10 protein-coding genes are annotated in these 15874 nt (G+C 62.4%); 5 read left to right on the top strand and 5 right to left on the bottom strand.

Annotation, left to right across the window (positions count from 1 at the left end):
- Positions 1-159 precede the first annotated feature (159 nt).
- The 3 genes from K3G63_RS17910 to K3G63_RS17900 all read right to left on the bottom strand — a co-directional run bounded on the left by K3G63_RS17910 (position 160) and on the right by K3G63_RS17900 (position 5223).
- Positions 160-1233 (bottom strand): glycoside hydrolase family 43 protein, encoded by a 1074-nt coding sequence (locus K3G63_RS17910; protein WP_220615483.1) that lies wholly within the window; start codon positions 1231-1233, stop codon positions 160-162.
- A gap of 275 nt (positions 1234-1508) precedes the next feature.
- Positions 1509-4001 (bottom strand): glutaminase family protein, encoded by a 2493-nt coding sequence (locus K3G63_RS17905; protein ID WP_220615659.1) that lies wholly within the window; start codon positions 3999-4001, stop codon positions 1509-1511.
- Positions 4002-4062: 61 nt separating this feature from the next.
- Positions 4063-5223, bottom strand: a complete 1161-nt coding sequence (locus K3G63_RS17900) for a glycoside hydrolase family 172 protein (RefSeq protein ID WP_220615482.1) — start codon at positions 5221-5223, stop codon at positions 4063-4065.
- Between the two features lie 441 nt (positions 5224-5664).
- On the opposite strand from K3G63_RS17900, the gene K3G63_RS17895 reads away from it, so the two are divergent.
- The 5 genes from K3G63_RS17895 (at position 5665) to K3G63_RS17875 (ending at position 13280) form a co-directional block, all read left to right on the top strand.
- The gene (locus K3G63_RS17895; RefSeq protein WP_220615481.1) at positions 5665-7794 is read left to right on the top strand and encodes an RICIN domain-containing protein; all 2130 of its coding nucleotides are present in this window, start codon (positions 5665-5667) and stop codon (positions 7792-7794) included.
- Between the two features lie 57 nt (positions 7795-7851).
- The gene (locus tag K3G63_RS17890) at positions 7852-9924 is read left to right on the top strand and encodes a glycoside hydrolase family 127 protein (RefSeq protein WP_259404548.1); all 2073 of its coding nucleotides are present in this window, start codon (positions 7852-7854) and stop codon (positions 9922-9924) included.
- Between the two features lie 48 nt (positions 9925-9972).
- A complete protein-coding gene (locus K3G63_RS17885; protein WP_220615480.1) occupies positions 9973-11007 on the top strand; it encodes a family 43 glycosylhydrolase in 1035 nt (344 codons plus the stop codon).
- Positions 11008-11052: 45 nt separating this feature from the next.
- Positions 11053-12153 (top strand): 1,4-beta-xylanase, encoded by a 1101-nt coding sequence (locus K3G63_RS17880; protein ID WP_220615479.1) that lies wholly within the window; start codon positions 11053-11055, stop codon positions 12151-12153.
- A gap of 62 nt (positions 12154-12215) precedes the next feature.
- Positions 12216-13280 (top strand): family 43 glycosylhydrolase, encoded by a 1065-nt coding sequence (locus K3G63_RS17875; protein ID WP_220615478.1) that lies wholly within the window; start codon positions 12216-12218, stop codon positions 13278-13280.
- A gap of 71 nt (positions 13281-13351) precedes the next feature.
- On the opposite strand, the gene K3G63_RS17870 is transcribed toward K3G63_RS17875, so the two are convergent.
- Positions 13352-14416 (bottom strand): UDP-glucose--hexose-1-phosphate uridylyltransferase, encoded by a 1065-nt coding sequence (locus K3G63_RS17870; protein WP_220615477.1) that lies wholly within the window; start codon positions 14414-14416, stop codon positions 13352-13354.
- 207 nt (positions 14417-14623) lie between these two features.
- Positions 14624-15793: a galactokinase gene (galK, locus tag K3G63_RS17865; protein ID WP_220615476.1), complete on the bottom strand. Its 1170-nt coding sequence runs from the start codon at positions 15791-15793 to the stop codon at positions 14624-14626.
- Positions 15794-15874 lie beyond the last annotated feature (81 nt).

Genomic DNA, 15874 nt, shown 5'->3' with positions numbered 1-15874 from the left:
TAGTTGGCTAAATGAAGCAAAAGTTTTGATCAGTTTTGCGCACAGTTGTTTTGGCGCTTCTCTGCACCGCCCTGGCCCAGCCTGAGAGCCGCCTACCTGGGGCGCTGGTTGCGGCCCCACGTAGCACGCGGCCCTCAGGCTGGGCCAGGGCGGCCACAGCTAGGCTGGCAGGGGCTGCGGCGTGTAGGTAGGTCCTTGGCAGCGCGGACCCTGGGCCGTCCAGGCCAGCTTATCAATGCAGAGTTGCCGCTCCTTCATGCCCTTATCCCAGGCGTGGTAGACGAGGTATTCGGTTTTACCATCGGGGCTGAGCACGTGGGAGTGGTGGCCCGGGCCGCGCACATGGCCTTCTACCGCGTGCAGGACGCGGGCCCCCTTGTCGGCTCCGGCATCAGAGTAGGGCCCCAGAATGGAGTCGGCCACGCAATAATCTACCCCGTAGCGGGAAGTCAGGAAGTTAGCGCCGCTGTAGAAGCAGTAGTATTTGCCGTTGTGCTTGCGCATGAACGGGCCTTCCAGGGTATGCCACTCGGGAAAGGTTTTGCCGCCGTACAGGGGCATGGTGCGGTTTTTCTCGAACACCGTCCAATCGTGGCGGGCCCGCATTACGGTGCGGCTTTCGCCGGCCAGGCGGGTCATATCCAGCAGGCGGTCTACCACCAGGCCAGTGCCAGGGCGGTAGCCATTGTCGGAGTCGATAAAGTCGCGGGCGTAGAACAGGTACCACTGCCCGTCGGTGTCCTGGTAGGGGTGGGCATCGATGGTAAACTTGCTATCGGGTACGTCGAGCAGGGCTACCTGCTGGTAGGGACCCTGCGGCGTTTTGCTGGTGGCCACGTGCAGGCGGTGACCTACCGTGGCCCCGATGGCCCCGCCGCCCATGGAGTAGTACATGTAAAAGGTGCCGTTGTGGTAGATAACCTCCGGCGCCCAGAAGTCGGCCCCATCGGCCCCGTCAGGCGGCGTGAGAGCCCCGCCCGCAGGCTTCCAGTCGACCAGATTATCGGAGGTGAGCAGGGTGAAGATGCGGCCATCTGTGGTGCGCCCGGTGCCGGTGGTGCCAAAGGCATAGTAGCGACCCTGGTGGCGCAGCACAAACGGATCGGGAAACTGGCCTGCGTACACGGGGTTGGTGTATGTACGGGCCGCGGCACGGGCCGCCGCTTGGTGCATCAGGGCGAGAGTGGCCAGGCCGGCAGTGGCTTGTTGCAGAAAATGACGACGGGAAGGCATGGGGTTATGGAGTGGGAGAAGTTGAGGTTAGAGGTAGGCTTACGAAGTGAAATAGTCGGCTGTACTAGCGGAGCGCCCGGCCCAGCCCGGGCAGCATCTTTACCCCTTCGTGCTTGCCTGCTTATAGCAGGAGCTGGCCTGCGGCAGAGAGGCCGCAACCTGCTCAGTGTACCGTGTAGTCTTGCCCCGTCAGCACGCGGAACGCTCCGGCTCTGCGGGTGCTAGGGTAAACAGCATGCTTGGGCAACATGCGACTACGAGTGCAAGCACGCTGTTTACGGCTTCACTTGCTCAGCCGACAGACGTTTTTCCAGCATTTTAATGAAGTAGCCGCCGACTACGGAGCGAGCTTGGAAGCCGGATTGGCGGGCATCGGTGGTTTCGTGCCAATCGGTGAGTGGCACGCGGCTGGGCGTTTCGTGGGCAAACTGCCAGACCGGGGCTACCAGCGCCTGAAAATCGGCCTCACGCTCGGCCAGGGTCGCCGTCCACAGTATCCAGTCGGACTTGGTGTAGGTTCGGCGACTGTCCAGGGGTAGGCCGTAGCGCTGCTGATGCTGGAGGTAGAAAGCCAGTTCCTGCCGGGCTACTTCCGGTGGAAATACCTGCAGGCCCAGCAGCTTGTCCCACACCAGGTTGTACTTCTGGCTCCAGGAGCCGGCGGGCTTGTCGAAGGTGAGAGCGTAGTGGTTGCCATCCTGGGCCATTTGCTGCCAGCGCCGAGCCAGGTCGCGGGCCAGGGCAAGGTATTGAGTGGCCGTTTTCTCGTCGCCGAGCTGGCGGGCCAGCTGCCCGTAGCAGGCAATGCCCATAATGGCCTTCACGGAGAGGTTGGTATTGCGGGCCAGGTGGCCGGCGAAGTCATCGGTGCTGAGCTGGGTGGCCGGGTCGAACCCGTCGCGCTGCAGAAAGCCTACCCACTTGGTGAGCGTGGCCCAGTGCTGGCGGGCAAAGTCGGGCTTGCCGTCCCTCTTCACCACGGCGGCCGTCAGAATGAGCATGTTGCCAGCTTCCTCCACGGGCATGTCCTCCCCGTAAGTTTGGCCGTTGGCCAGAGGGTAGGTACCGATGTCGTGGGCCGGAAAATCCTTTTTCCACCGCCCCGACTCGCTGTAGTCAAAGATGAAGCGCAGCAGGCCCTTGGCCAACTCCGTATTGTAGAGCAGAAACAGCGGGGCCGACGGATACGTCACGTCGACGGTGCCGATGGAGCCGTTGCTGAAGTTTTCCTTGGATAAAAACAGCACTTCTCCCTTCGGGCCGGCCACGATTTTGTGAGCGGCAATGGCCTGCCGGTAGGCCAGCTGGCAGAGGTCGGCGTACTGCCGGCCACCGGCGGCCTGGGCTTCGGCGTACAGCTGCTGGTCGAAGGCAGTGCATTTCTGGCGCAGGCGGGCGTAGTCGGCTTCGGCGGCTTCCAGCGTTTTTTCCATGGTGCTGCCCGGAGCCCGGCGCCACCAGCCGCGCAGGTTCTGCCCGAAATACTGCACTGAATACTGGTCATCGTAGCCCAGCAGCACGTGCTGCTCCGTTGGCTGGGGCCCCACGCGGCCCAGGTTGAGTACCGTGGCTAGGGCCACGCGCTGGGCCGGGCTGCTAACGGATTTGGTGGTTGCCAGCTGGCCCGATTTGGCAAAGGTGCTGCGCAGGGTAGCAGGCGCGCCTACGGTAGGCGAGCTACCCGTTGGGGCTGCCAGGTAGGCCTGGCCCCAGTCGATGCGGACGTTGTCGCCGGCCTTGCCTAGCACGGGCTGAGCCGTGGTGCCTACGGCCTGCCACTCTAGCCGGGTGGTGCGGCCGGCCTGCGTGGTAACGGGCTGGTAGGGCGTGTTGGTAGCTATTGTGCCCGCTTCGGCCAACAAAACCTGCACCGCGTGGGGCTGGCCGTCGGTGGTGGTGGCGCTGAACGTGACGTAGCTCACGGGCCGGGCTACGGTTTCCAGTTCATCGAGCAGCAACGGGGAGAGGAAGTTGACCGTCAGGCGTACCGGGCCGGTGGCGAAGGTATACGTGGTTTGCGTAGCCGTGACGGTGGCGGCCGTTTGGCGGGCCCTGGGCAGGCGCGGCTGGGGCAGCACTTCGTACAACCCCGCGTCCAGATGGTCGCCGCCCTGGGGGCTGGTGCAGTGCAGGGCCAGCAGGTTTTCGCCGCGGCGCAGCGCCTGCCGGGCCACCTCGGGCACCTCAAAATACTGGTAGCTGCCGTTGTAGCTGTCTTTTTTCAGCAGCAGCGTGCCGTTCAAATACACCTCCACATCGTCATCGTGCCAGAGCTGCAGCACCAGCTTGCCCTTGGGCAGCGCGTCGGCCACCGTCACGGAGCGGCGCACCCAAATGTCGCCGCCGCTCCAGGCCGTGCCTTGCAGCGACGTATTATCTGTGAACGGGGCGGGGCCGGTCTGCCAGCCCTGGGCCGCGGCAAATGCAGGTTTTTCCCAGCCCGGCGCGGGTGGGCTAAAGGTGTAGCGGGCCGTGTACGGCTTTTCCTGGGCAGTAGGAATAATGGCGCGGTACTCCGGGGCCGCTTCGCCCAAAAACTGGTAGACCTGCCCATCTACGCGCACGACGCCCTCCAGAGCCTGGGGCTCCCCGGTCCAGTGGCGGGTAGGGGCGGCCGTCAGGGTGTCCTGGAAAGACCACAGGCTGAAGTAAGGGTCGTGGGTGATGAGGGGGTAGGCCGGAGGGCGTAGCTGTTGGGCGGTGGCCGCGGGGGAAACCAGGGCCAGCAGAGCTGCCGCGCCCACGCCGGCCAAGCGCGGCCAGCCCATACCGAGAAGAGAGAAAAGCATAGGAAGAGAATAAGGGCTAAGCCGGGAAAAAAAGCTGCCGTTAGCGGGCCGGGCCGAGGTTTACTTCCAGGTCGTCCTTGGAGGGTAGGGCGGGGAAGGGGGCATGGGGCTCGGTCTGGTACCAGTACGCCACGGAGGCCACGTCGTCCTGGAGGGGTAGGTAGCGGCCGTTGTAGCGCCAGCCCAGGGCTTGAATGGTAACGCGCACATCGGAGGTGAAGCGGATGGGGTCCGGAATGTGCCAGCGGTACATGCCAAAGCGCTGGTTGGCGCGGTAAAGTCCGTCGGGCCGGATAACCTGGTGCAGGCCGGCGTAGGGCGTGGAATACTCCTGGTACTGGCGGGTTTTCTTGTTCTCGAAATTGTAGGAGCCCAGGAAGTAGTCTTCGGTGCCGGTGCCGTTGATGGTAGGAAACTGTCCGTCGCCATCCAGGAAAAACTTGATTTCGCCCTCGCCCCACCAGTCGTTGCTGTTCACGCCCCAGGCCAGGTAGGTACCCACGTACTGCCCCCGGCCCTTCACGCCATCCAGAATGGTATAAGGCACCTTGTACTGGGTAGGGTTCTGGCGCCGGAACTGGGCGTGGAAGTACGCTGCGTCGTTGGGCACGTCGGTCAGGGTGTAGTCTACCTGGTAGTACAGAAACATCTCCTTCTCGTCGATATTTTCCAGGGTGATGCGGCACTTCTTGCGGAAGGGCATGAGCCAGTAGCAGTTGAAGGCGCTGCCAGGGTTTACGGCCACCGGAATGGAGTTGAGCAGGGCCGTTTCGCCCCAGCCCTGCCCGAAAAAGTCGCCCACGGGCACTTCCACCGAGGGCGTTTTCTCATCGTCCCAGTACATGCGCAGAATGGCAAAGCGCCACAGGCCGGTGGGCGTGAGCCAGATGTGCTGAATGGCGCCGGGGCCGTCGATTTCGGCCACTACGGCCGTCTGACCCGCTTTGATAATGATGCTGGGGCTTACTTTCCAGCCAAGGCCCAGGTCGCGGGAGGCGTTCTGGCCCGTGCCGGTGGTAGCGCGCCCGCCCTGGCCTTTCGCGCCGGTAAAGTTCTCAGGGCTGATAGAGCGGGTCTTGGCATCGGAGAGGCGGTAGAGGTTGCCCAGCTCGGAGCCGAGCCCGTTGAATTTTTGCGCCCCGGCAGGTCCCGGGAGGCAGAATACGAGAAGTACTAGTGCTAGTCGGAATGAGTGGGGCATAGCGGGTGGGGGAAGACAGAGCGAGTGGCAGAACAACAGGCACCAAGATGCAGAGAAAGATGCAAACGTTTGCATTAGTTGTGCTGCAAACTTAGATTGCAGCACAACTTTCGTCCTAGTCAGTATGCGTTAGGTACTATGCGCCTCTTCTGGACTTCTCCCTTTCTCCTTTCTCTACTTAGAAGGAGAAGTAGGATGGTAGCAAGAAACGTCTGGCGTACTACCTGACTCCCTACCCGTAGGCCGGGGTATGAGAGGCTGATTTTCCTTGTGTAAAGCAGCCAGTCGTGAGTCTGAGAGGTCTGCATGCGTTGCTCTACCTCTATTTTCTGTAGGTGCAAACGTTTGCGCAAGGGAATTTTTAGCTAGTAAGAGCCCCTGCGCTTGGCCCAATCATGTGCTCCTTTAGTCCTATTTCTTTCACCCAACCCCACCACAACCATGAAGCACTGTCTATTTCTTTTTCGCCTTGTTGTAGCCCTGCTGCTCGTGCGGCCCGCTGCGGCCCAGACCAGTGGCAACCCGGTGCTGCCCGACTACCACGCCGATCCGGAGATGAATTACTTTAATGGCCGCTACTACATTTATCCCACCTCCAACGAAGGCACCGGCGGCCAAGATTTCCACGCCTTCTCCTCGGCCGACCTTACCAACTGGCGTGACGAAGGCGTTATTTTCGACGTGGGACCCCAGTGCACCTGGGCCGATTTCAATGGCTGGGCGCCCTCCGTGGTGGCCCGCAATGGCAAATACTACTTCTATTACTCAGCCGAGGTAAAGATAGGAGTGGCCGTGGGTACCAGCCCTACTGGCCCGTTTACGGATATTGGCCGCCCCCTCATTGGCTCCGACCCGTACACCGTGGACATTATTGATCCGCATGTGTTCGTGGATGACAACGGGCAGGCCTACATCTACTATGGCGGCTCGAACGGCAGCAGGCTGGTGGCCCGCAAGCTGAATCCCGACATGGTGAGCCTGACTGCCGATGCCCCAGTGAACATCACGCCCCAAAACTATACGGAGGGGCCCTACCTGGTGAAGCGCAACGGCCTCTATTACATGACGTACTCCAACGGCTCGTGGACCAACGCCTCCTACAACGTGCAGTACGCTACCAGCACCTCGCCCCTGGGCCCCTGGACGTATCGCGGGTCGGTGCTGTCGTCGGATGCGCAGAACCAGGGGGCCGGGCACCACTCCATTACCAAAATTCCGGGCTGCGACGAGTACTACATCACCTACCACCGCTACCAGAACAACAACTTCTCGACCCGCTACGTGGCCATCGACCGGCTGTATTTCGCTGCCGACGGCTCCATTCAGAAGGTGAACATGACCAACTACGGGGTAGCCCCGCGGGTGCCCGGTGGCACTTGTCCGGTCAACAACCTCGTGTCGGGCGGCACTTATAAGCTCACGCACAAGGGCACGAACCAGTGCCTCGACGTGGCTGGCAACAGCCCAGCTCCCGGGGCCAACGTAGCGCAGTACACCGACAATGGCAACGACGCCCAGCGCTGGGTTGTAACCCTGCAAGCCGACGGCCATTACAAGCTGACCCATAAGGGCACGAACCAGTGCCTGGACGTAGCCGATAACAGCGCCAGCCCCAACGCCAACGTGCAGCAGTACACCGATAATGGCACCGACGGGCAGCGCTGGCGCGTGGAAGCCATGGATGGCGGGTATTACAAGCTCACGCACAAGGGCACAAACCAGTGCCTGGACGTGGCCGGCAACAGCAGTGCTCCCAACGCCAATGTGGCCCAGTACACTGACAACGGCAACGACGCCCAGCGCTGGCAGTTTACGCTCACGAACCTTGATATTGTGTCGGGCGGCACGTACCGGCTTACCCACAAGGGCACGAACCAGTGCCTCGATGTGCCCAACAACTCCGTTACGGCCGGTACCGCCTTGCACCAGTATACTGATAATGGTAGTGACGCCCAGCGCTGGGTAATCACGCGGGAGGCCGATGGCTACTACAAAATCCGCCACCGGGGCACCAACCTCTGCCTGGAAGTGGCCGGCAACAGCGGCAGCGCCGGCGCCGTGGTGCAGCAGTGGACCGATAACGGCAACGACGCCCAGCGCTGGCAGATTGTACACCTCGGTGATGGCTACGTGAAGCTGGTGCACAAAGGCACTACCATGTGCCTCGACGTGGACAATAACCTCTCAAACCCTGGTACCGCAGTGCACCAGTACACCGATAACGGCAACGACGCCCAGCGCTGGAAGCTGGATTTGATGCCGGTGCCGCTGAACAGCGGCCGCCCCGTGCTGGCCACCCTTGCCGAAACCCCAGCCGGCGCTTTCATGGCCTACCCTAACCCCGCCACCCAGGCCCTTACGCTCTCGTTCGTGCCCCAGCAGTCGGGGGCAGCGAAGGTAGAGTTGTATAACAGCACGGGGCAACTGGTGCGGCAGCTCGCGGTGCAGGCCGTGGCCGGCGTCGCCAGCACCAACGTGCTAGCAACCGAAACGCTACCCGCCGGCCTCTACTCTGCTCGGCTAACGAGTGGAGGTAGTACCCAGCGGTGCAGCGTGGTAGTAGTGCACTAAGCCGTCAATAGCCGCGGGTGCTGGCCTACCAGGGCCCGCGGCGTTCAGGTACTATCCATGACTCAATTTGTGTTGCGGCACTCATTTGCCAGCGTGCTACTAAGTAGCGTGATGCTGGGCAGCCTCCCGGCCCGGAGCCAGGCCGCCCCGGGAAGTGCCGGCGTTGCACTCGTGCCCCTGCAGTACACCGAGCTGCCGCTGGGTGCCATCCGACCGCAAGGGTGGCTGCGGCAACAGCTCCTAATCATGAATCAGGGGGCCACCGGGCATTTGGATGAGTTCTTCCCCAAGCTCCGCGACGACAATGGCTGGCTCGGCGGCAAGGGCGACAACTGGGAAGAAACGCCTTACTGGCTCGACGGCGCCGTGCCCCTGGCTTACCTGCTCAACGACGCCCGCCTGCAAGCCAAAGTGCAGAAGTACATCCACTGGACCCTGACCACCCAGCGCCCCTCCGGGTACTTCGGCCCCCTGACCAAGGCCGAGCAGGCCGCCGGCCACCCCCTTACCATTGTAGGCGAGCAGGGCGAAGACTGGTGGCCGCGCATGGTAATGCTAAAGGTGCTCAAGCAGTACTACCAAGCCACCCAGGACGCGCGGGTGCTGCCCTTCATGACCCGGTACTTCCATTATCAATTGCAGACCTTACCGGCCTTTCCACTGGTGAAATGGAGCGAGTGGAGCCGGGCCCGCGGCGGCGACAACCTGGAACTGGTGTACTGGCTCTACCGCCAAACCGGCGACGCCCAACTGCTCCAGCTCGGCGACCTGCTCACCCAGCAAACCACACCCTGGACCCGCTACCTGGGCGGCCGCGACTGGGTAATGCAAGCCGCGGCCAACCAAACCGGCGAGCAGTGGATGGACCGCCACGGCGTGAATGTAGGCCAGGGCCTGAAGCTGCCGGTTGTCCGCTACCAAGCCACTGGCGACCCCCAGGACGCCCAGGCCTTGCGCACCGGCTGGCTTGATTTAATGACCCTGCACGGCCTTCCCATGGGGATTTTCTCGGCCGATGAGGACTTGCACGGTAACCTGCCTACCCAGGGCACCGAGCTGTGCGCCATCGTAGAAACCATGTACTCGCTGGAGCAGGCCATTGCCATTACCGGCGAGCTGCTTTACATGGACGCCCTGGAGCGTATGACCTATAACGCCCTACCCACCCAAACTGCCCCCGACTTCCAGAGCCGGCAGTACTTCCAGGTGGCCAACCAGGTGCAGGTCGCCCGCGGCGTGTACGACTTCTCCCTGCCCTTCGAGCGGGGCATGAACAATGTGTTCGGGCCCTACGCGGGCTACACCTGCTGCACCTCCAACCAGCACCAGGGCTGGACCAAGTTCACCAGCCACCTCTGGTACGCCACCCCCACCCACGGCCTAGCCGCCCTGGAATACGCCCCCAACGTACTGACGACCACCGTGGCCAGTAACGTGCCCGTAACGGTGCGCGAGGAAACCAATTACCCCTTCGAGGAGCAGGTGCGCTTCGTAGTGGAAACCAAGAAGAAAGTAGCCTTCCCGCTGGCCTTGCGCATTCCGGGCTGGTGCCCGCAGGCTACCCTGTTGCTAAATGGCCAGCCCCTCCGCTCCGAGAAAGGCGGGCAGGTTGTGACGCTGAACCGGGAGTGGAAAAACAAGGATGTACTGACTCTGCAGTTGCCCATGCCTCTTACCACCTCGCGCTGGGGCCGCAACTCCCGCGCCGTAGAGCGGGGCCCCCTCGTGTACGCCCTGAAAGTGCCTCACACGCAAACTAAGGGTAGGATTCAGGAAGAAGGCGACTACTACGAGTTCAGGCCCGCTGGCCCCTGGAACTACGGCCTGCCCAAGAAGCTTATCGAGCAGCCCGAGCAGCACCTGACCGTTAGGCAAACACCGTGGCTGCCAGACCAAGCGGGCACCGTCTGGAGCGCCGAGCGGGCCCCCGTTGAGCTGACGGCTCCTGCCCGCCGCATTCCAGGCTGGCAGCTCATCGGCAACGTGGCGCCCCAGCCCGTTACCTCGCGCGAGGAGGTTTACAAGGGCGAGGTCAGCGCCGAAACCGAGAGAATCACCCTGATTCCCTACGGCTGCACCACCCTGCGCGTGGTAGCCTTTCCGGTAGTACCCACGGCCACCGAGAACTAACACTCGCTACCCCTCCACTGTCTAGTTTACTACCCCTTTCCTGTTTCCATGCCCCTTTTCCGCTTCCTGGGCACCGCGCTGCTCGGCGCCGCCCTCACCACTGCCGGGCTGACCTCCGGCGCTGCGGCCCAGCAGCCCGCCGGCACGTTCCGCAACCCCTTACGCAACGATGGCCCCGATCCATGGGTGACGCAGCACAGGGGCTATTATTACTACACCAACACGACGGGGAGCAACATCACGCTCTGGAAAACCAAGGCGCTAAGCCAGCTGCGCGACGCCCCGGCCGCCGTAGTCTGGACGCCGCCGGCCACCGGCCCCAACTCCCGCGACATCTGGGCCCCGGAGCTGCACTTCCTCGACGGCAAGTGGTACCTCTACTACACGGCCACTGACCAGGCCAGCCCCGGCGACAACGCGCGCTACGTGTTCGTGCTGGAAAACGCCAGCGCCGACCCCACTACCGGCCGGTGGACTGACAAAGGCAAGGTGAATACCCAGTACCCGGGCCTCGATGGCTCGGTGTTCGAGCACGGTGGGCAGCGCTATTTTGTCTACTCGGCCTACGTAGGGGCCCAAAGCGTGCTGGCCATTGCCCCCATGCAAACCCCCTGGGCCCTGCGCCCAGGCCAGGAGGTAATTATTGCCCGGCCTACCTACGACTGGGAAAAAGGCGGAGGCCGCCAGATTCTGGAGGGGCCGGAGTTTTTGCCGGGGAAAAAGGGCCAGCTGCTTCTCGTGTATTCGGCCAGCGCCTGCTGGGACGATAACTACTCGCTGGGTATGCTGGTGGCCGCCAAGGGCAGCAATCCGCTCAGGCCGGAATCCTGGACGAAAACGCCTTCGCCGGTATTTTACCCCTCGGCTGAAAACGCTGTGTGGGGCACCGGGCATAACTGCTTCACCAAGTCGCCGGACGGGCGCGAGGACTGGATTGTGTACCATGCCAAAACCGCTGCCGACGGGAAATGCGCCGGCCGCAGCTCCCGCATGCAACGCTTCACCTGGAACCCCGACGGTACGCCTACCTTCGGTGCCCCCGTGTCGCTGACCCAGCCCCAGCTGAAGCCCTCGGGCGAGTAGAGGGCGCTTTCTTTTACCACTATTTCTTTTCCTTTCGTACAGTACATGAAAAAACTGCTGCTTCTCGTCTGGCTGCTGGCTGCCACCACCAGCACCTTCGCCCAGAAAACCAAAATCAAAACCAAAGGAGCGGCGGCTACCGCCGCGGCTCTGCAAGGTCAGCGCTGGTCGGCGGAGAAGGCCAAAGCTTGGTATAAAACGCACCCCTGGATGTCGGGGGCGAACTTCGCGCCCAGCACGGCCATCAACCAGCTGGAAATGTGGCAGGCCGACACCTTCGACCCCGCCACCATCGACCGGGAGCTGGGCTGGGCCGAGGGCATTGGGTTCAACACCATGCGCGTGTTTCTGCACAGCCTGGCCTGGCAGCAGGACCCGCAGGGCTTCAAGAAGCGCGTGAACGACTACCTCGCTATTGCCGATAAGCACCACATCCAGACCATGTTCGTGTTCTTTGACGACTGCTGGAACAAGGACCCCAAAGCTGGCGTGCAGCCCGCCCCAAAGTCCGGCATCCACAACTCGGGTTGGGCCCAGGACCCCGGCGACCCCGCCTCCCGCGACTCGGCTACCTTCGTAAAGCTCAAGCCTTACGTGCAGGACGTGCTGCGCAGCTTTGCCACCGACAAGCGCATTCTGCTCTGGGACCTGTACAACGAGCCCGGCAACAACAACAAGGGCAACGCCTCGTTGCCGCTGCTGCGCAACGTATTTGCCTGGGCCCGCGAAGTAAACCCCAGCCAGCCCCTTAGCTCGGGCCTGTGGAACTGGGGCCTCACGGAGCTGAACACCTTTCAGGCCCTGAACTCCGACGTGATGACCTACCACAACTACGACGACGTGGCTGCCCACGAACGAGTAATTGAGTTGCTGAAAACCCACGGCCGCCCGATGATTTGTACTGAGTACATGGCCCGCCCGCGCAACTCGCGCTTCGTCAACATCCTGCCCCTGCTGAAAAAGCATAACATCGGCGCCATCAACTGGGGCCTCGTCGACGGTAAAACCAACACCAAGTACCAGTGGGACGTGCCCATTGCCAACGGCGGCGAGCCGGGCGAATGGTTCCACGAAGTTTTCCGCAAAGATGGCACCCCCTACCACCAGGACGAAACCGACCTAATCCGCAAAACCAACGGCAAGTAGCCGGAGCTGTCAGTTAGCCAACGCTAGCGGCTCGCTTTTGCTCTAGTTCAAATAGCCTACCCATGAGAAATACAGTTTGGCGTCTGCTACTTAGTGCCGTTCTGCTAAGCAGCGGTGCCCAGGCTCAGCAGTCGGCCACCGGTACGGGGCCTGCCGCTACCTTCACCAATCCACTGCTGCCGGCCGGGGCCGACCCCTGGAGCATTTACCACAACGGCTATTACTACTACACCCACACCACCGGCCGCAACATCACGCTCTGGAAAACCACGTCGCTAAGCCAGCTGAAAACGGCCCCGCACAAGGTTGTCTGGACACCGCCGGCCACTGGCCCCAACTCCCGCGACATCTGGGCTCCGGAGCTGCACCGCATCGGAAACAAGTGGTACCTCTACTACGCCGCCGATGCCGGCACCAACCAAACGCACCGTCTCTGGGTGCTCGAAAATAGCGCCGCCGATCCGCTGGAGGGTACTTGGGTTGACAAAGGCCAGCTCCGCGACACTGCTGACAAGTGGGCCATTGATGGTTCGGTGTTCGAGAACAACGGGCAGCTCTACGTTGTGTGGTCGGGGTGGGAAGGCGACGTGAACGGCCGTCAGGACATCTACCTGGCCCGCCTGAAAAACCCCTGGACCATTGATGGCCCGCGCCTGAAAGTTTCGACGCCGGTGTACAGCTGGGAGCGAAACGGCGACCTGAACAACCCCCAGGACCCGCCCCACGTCGATGTGAATGAAGGCCCGGAGGTGTTGCGCCACGGCGACAAGCTATTCCTGATTTACTCGGCCAGTGGCTGCTGGACGGATTTCTACGCCTTGGGCATGCTCACGGCTTCCGCCGACAGCGACCTGCTGCAACCCGGCTCCTGGACCAAGTCGTCCACGCCGGTGTTCCAGCAAAACGCGGCCAACAAGGTGTACGCGCCCGGTCACAATTCCTTCTTCAAGTCGCCCGACGGCACCCAGGACTGGATTCTTTACCACGCCAACGACGAGCCCGGCCAGGGCTGCGGCCGGTTCCGCACGCCCCGGGCTCAGCCCTTTACCTGGAACCTCGATGGAACTCCGAATTTTGGCGCTCCGGTGCCAATCGGCCAGCCCGTGGCCCGGCCATCGGGGGAGTGAAGCTCTTTCGCAAACAACGCAACGCCCCACCGTACTGCACGGTGGGGCGTTGCGTTGGGAAGAGGGCTGGTCTAACGAGCTTCCTGTACCGGGGCTTGCTTATAATGCACCTCGGGTAGCTCGCGCAGGCGCTGGGCAGCGTACTCGGGGGTAATGTCGCGCTGGGGGTTGGCCAGCAACTCGTAGCCCACCATAAACTTGCGCACAGTGGCCGAGCGTAGCAGGGGCGGGTAAAAGTGCAGGTGCAAGTGCCACTCGGGGTATTCGGCCCCGTCGGTGGGGCGCTGGTGCAGGCCGGCGGAGTAGGGGAAGGACGTTTGGAACAGGTTATCGTAGCGAATAGTGAGGCGGCGCAGGGCGTCGGCCAGGCCGGTGCGCTCTGCCTCGGTAAGCTGGGTAATATCCTGCACGGCGCGGCGCGGTAGCACCAGTGTTTCAAAGGGCCAAGCGGCCCAGAAGGGTACCAGCACTACCCAGTGCTCGTTTTCTAGCACTAGCCGCTGCTGCTCGCGCAACTCGGTTTCGAGGTAGGCGGTGAGCAAAGTGCGGCCGTGCTGCTGAAAGTAGGCGCGCTGCTGCACGGTTTCCTTGGCCGGGTCGCCGGGTACCGTGCGCTGGGCCCAGATCTGGCCGTGCGGGTGGGGGTTCGAGCAACCCATCACCTGGCCCTTGTTCTCGAAAATCTGCACGTAGTTGATGTCGGGCCGGGCCCCCAGGGTCTGAAACTCATCGGCCCATACATCTACTACCCCCCGGATTTCCTCCGTACTCATCTCGGGGAGGGTCAGGTCGTGGCGGGGCGAAAAGCAAATGACGCGGCCCACGCCGGATTCAGCCTCGGCCCGCAGCAGGCTACCTATCTCAACCGTGCCGGCGGGAGCATCGGGAGTGAGGGCGGCAAAGTCGTTATCGAATACGAAGGTGCCCGTGTAGGCCGGGTTCACGGCTCCGTTGGCGCGGGTGTTGCCGGGGCAGAGGTAGCAGGTAGGGTCGTAGGCGGGGCGCTGGCTGCGGTCGGGGGCTTCCTGCTGGCCCTGCCAAGGGCGCAGCGCCCGGTGCGGCGACACGAGCAGCCACTCGCCGGTGAGGGGGTTAAAACGACGGTGCGGATGTTGGGCGAGGTCGAAGGAAGCCATGCGGAAAGCAAAAAAGTGAGAAGCTAGGGTCCAGGGGTAAGCACTGGGCTACTAGGCGATGGCCGGCCCAGTGCTGCCTCTAACGTGTTTTGGCGGGGTCTGATCATGTCCAGGCCAGCAGTATTTAAGATATTCCGGCCCAGGCAGCAGCCTTTGGCGGTTCCCACTCCTCCATGGCCCGCTTGCCTGGGTCCGAAATATCTGCTGCTAGTGGACCACTGCTGGCTCCAGGGCCTCCACGCCAGCCATAATAGTGGTCTGGTACGTTTCCAGGGGTATGCCGGTCTGTTGCTTGTACTGGGAGCTGATGGAGCGAATAAACTCCTCTACCTGGTTCACCTCTACCAAGTTGATGGTGCAGCCACCAAAGCCGCCGCCCATCATGCGGGCCCCGAACACACCGGGCGCAGTCTGGGCCGCCGCCACCAGCACATCCAGCTCCCGGCAGCTCACCTCGTACTGGTCGCGCAGGCCGGCGTGGGAGGCGTACATTTCCTGCCCGAAGGCCTGTAGGTTGCCGGCCGCCAGGTGGTGGCAGGCCGCTTCTACCCGCAGGTTTTCTTCGACCACGTACAGGCAGCGGCGGCACACTACCTCGCCCAGCTCCTCGCGCAGGGCCTGCACCTGTTCCCAGGTAGCGTCGCGCAGACTTTGCACGGCGGGGTAGTGCTGCTGCAAAATGGCAACGCCCCGCTCGCACTCCTGGCGGCGGGTGTTGTACTCCGAGCTGGCCAAAGAGTGCTTCACCCCGGAGTTGCAGAGCACAATGTGGCAGGCCGAGGTATCAAAGGGAAAGTACTCGTATGCCAGGGAGCGGCAGTCCAGGCGTACTACCTGCCCCGCCTGCCCGAACAGGCTGGCGAACTGGTCCATCAGTCCGCACTGTACGCCGGCAAACTCGTGTTCGGCTTTCTGGGCCATGTGAGCCAGCGTCATCCGGTCCAGCTGGGTTTCCAGCAGCTGGTCCAGGGCAAAGGCCAGCCCACACTCCACTGCCGCCGATGAAGAAAGGCCCGCTCCAATGGGCACGTTTCCTCCAAACACACAGTCGAAGCCTGGCACCTGAATGCCTCGCTTCTGAAACTGGGCTACTACCCCCAGCAGGTAGTTGGCCCAGAGTGTAGCTCCCGGCTGCACCTCCGTGGCTGGGGTAGTATATAGAGCCTGATTGTCGTAGGAGTAGAGCTGGGTAGTGGCCGTGTTGTTGAGGCGGATAGCAAAGTAAATGGCCTTGTCAATAGCAGCCGGCAGCACAAAGCCCGCGTTGTAATCCGTATGCTCACCGATTAAGTTAACGCGGCCAGGAGCGCGTACGAGCAGGGTAGGGGTATGGTGGAATTGACGCTGAAAAGCAGCGCTGACGGACTCAGCTAACATAAGACAGTACGATGAAGTGACGGTAAAACCTTGGCCCGGGGCCGGCAGTTGGAAGGCTCCAACGGGTATTCACCTGCGCAA

The sequence above is a fragment of the Hymenobacter sp. HSC-4F20 genome (genome assembly GCF_019599275.1).
Lineage (GTDB): Bacteria > Bacteroidota > Bacteroidia > Cytophagales > Hymenobacteraceae > Hymenobacter.
The sequence above is the reverse complement of the archived record's forward strand: the minus strand, read 5'-3'. Positions and strand labels throughout refer to the sequence as shown.